The organism is Streptomyces sp. NTH33, assembly GCF_003236365.1.
Classification (GTDB): Bacteria; Actinomycetota; Actinomycetes; order Streptomycetales; family Streptomycetaceae; genus Streptomyces.
Window position 1 is genome coordinate 1 of sequence record NZ_POTZ01000804.1, and the last position, 1,845, is coordinate 1,845.

General features: G+C 76.1%; 1 protein-coding gene. It reads left to right on the forward strand.

Going from position 1 to position 1,845, the window contains the following annotated elements; translation table 11 throughout:
* Positions 1-104: 104 nt before the first annotated feature.
* On the forward strand, positions 105-1,845 hold a 1,741-nt coding region (locus C1I97_RS36435), incomplete at its 3' end, for an NAD-binding protein (RefSeq protein WP_111007182.1).

Sequence of the window (1,845 nt, forward strand, 5' to 3'; positions counted from 1 at the left end):
GGTGGTGGGGGGTGCGTGGAACCACCCGTCCCGGTAGGGCAGTCTTCTCCCTCGTGGGGAGCGTTCCGTATCAGGGTGGCGCACCGGGGGTCGCGGGCGCGCACATGGTGGTGTGCGGGGACGACGGGCTCGCGCACCGTCTGGCCGCCGAGCTGCGGGGGGTGTACGGCGAGCAGGTGACGCTGGTCGTGCCGCCGTCCGAGCGCACGGCACGGCCACCGGTGGTGGGCCGGGCCCGTACCGCGTCGGCACTGCTGGACCGGATGATGAGTGCGGCGGTGAACCGGACGGGCGGCAACGGCACCGGCGGTGGGGCAGGTCAACCGGGCGGCGCCGACCGGGAGCTGGAGGCCGCCGAACTGACCGAGGCCGTCCTCGCGGACGCCGGTGTGGAGCGGGCGGCGGCACTGGCCCTGGTGTACGAGGACGACGAGACCAACATCCGCGCCGCCCTCACCGCCCGCCGCCTCAACCCGCGGCTGCGGCTCGTCCTGCGCCTGTACAACCGGCGGCTGGGCCAGCACATCGAGGGACTCCTCGACCAGGCCGCCGCGCTGGCGACCGGGGACGGTGAGGCGGTACCGGGCGGGGGCGCACTGGACCCGGACGCGTCCACGACCGTGCTGTCCGACGCGGACACGGCCGCGCCCGCCCTGGTCGCCAGCGCCGTCGCCGGCACCAGCAAGGTCGTCCAGACCGACCGGCTGCTGCTGCGCGCGGTGGAACGGCAGCCACCCGCGCCGGGCCGGGTCGCCGACCCCGGGCTGTGCACCCTGGCACTGCTGTCCGCGACGAGCAGCGACCCGGCCGGCGCGGACGGCTCCGAGGAGAGCGGGGAGCAGGGGCCGCAGCTGCTGCCGGACGAGGCGGCGGTACGGGCCGCCACGGGGCGCGGGACCGTGGTGCTGGAGCAGGTGTCGTACGCCGCCGGTCCGCCGCTGTCCGCCGCCCGCGCGGTCGCGGCCGCCGTACCGCCGCTGGCGTCGCTGTTCTCGCGGCGGCTGCGGTGGACGGCGGCGGGGCTGGTGGCGTGCGTGTTCGCGCTCGCGGTGGCGCTGTGGGTGGTGACGGAGGTGCATCCGCTGGGTGCCCTGTACCTGACGCTGCTCGACCTGTTCGCCATCGACGACCCCGCGCTGGGCGAGCCGGTCGGGCGGCAGGTGCTGCAGCTGCTGTCCGGGCTGGTGGGGCTGTTGCTGCTGCCGGTGCTGCTGGCGGCGGCGCTGGAGGCGCTGGGCACGTTCCGGTCGGCCGCCGCGCTGCGCAAGCCGCCGCGCGGGCTGGGCGGGCATGTCGTGCTGCTGGGGCTGGGGAAGATCGGCACGCGGGTACTGACGCGGCTGCGGGAGCTGCGGATCCCGGTGGTGTGCGTGGAGTCCGACCCCGAGGCGCGCGGGATCGCGACGGCACGGCGGCTGCGGGTGCCGGTGGTGCTGGGGGACGTCACGCAGGAGGGTGTGCTGGAGGCCGCGAAGATCCACCGCGCGCACTCACTGCTCGCGGTGACCAGCGCGGACACGACGAATTTGGAGGCCGTGCTGTACGCGCGGTCCGTACGGCCCGATCTGCGGGCGATGCTGCGGCTGTACGACGACGACTTCGCGACCGCGGTGTACCGCACGCTGCGGGCGGCGCACCCGCGGGCGCTGACGCGCAGCCGGAGCGTGTCGCACCTGGCGGCGCCCTCGTTCGCCGGGGCGATGTTCGGGCGGCAGGTCCTGGGGGCGATCCCCGTGGAGCGGCGGGTGCTGCTGTTCGCGTCCGTGGACGTGGGCGGGCATGCGCGGTTGGAGGGCCGGACGGTGGCGGAGGCCTTCCGGGCGGGGTACTGGCGGGTGCTGGCGC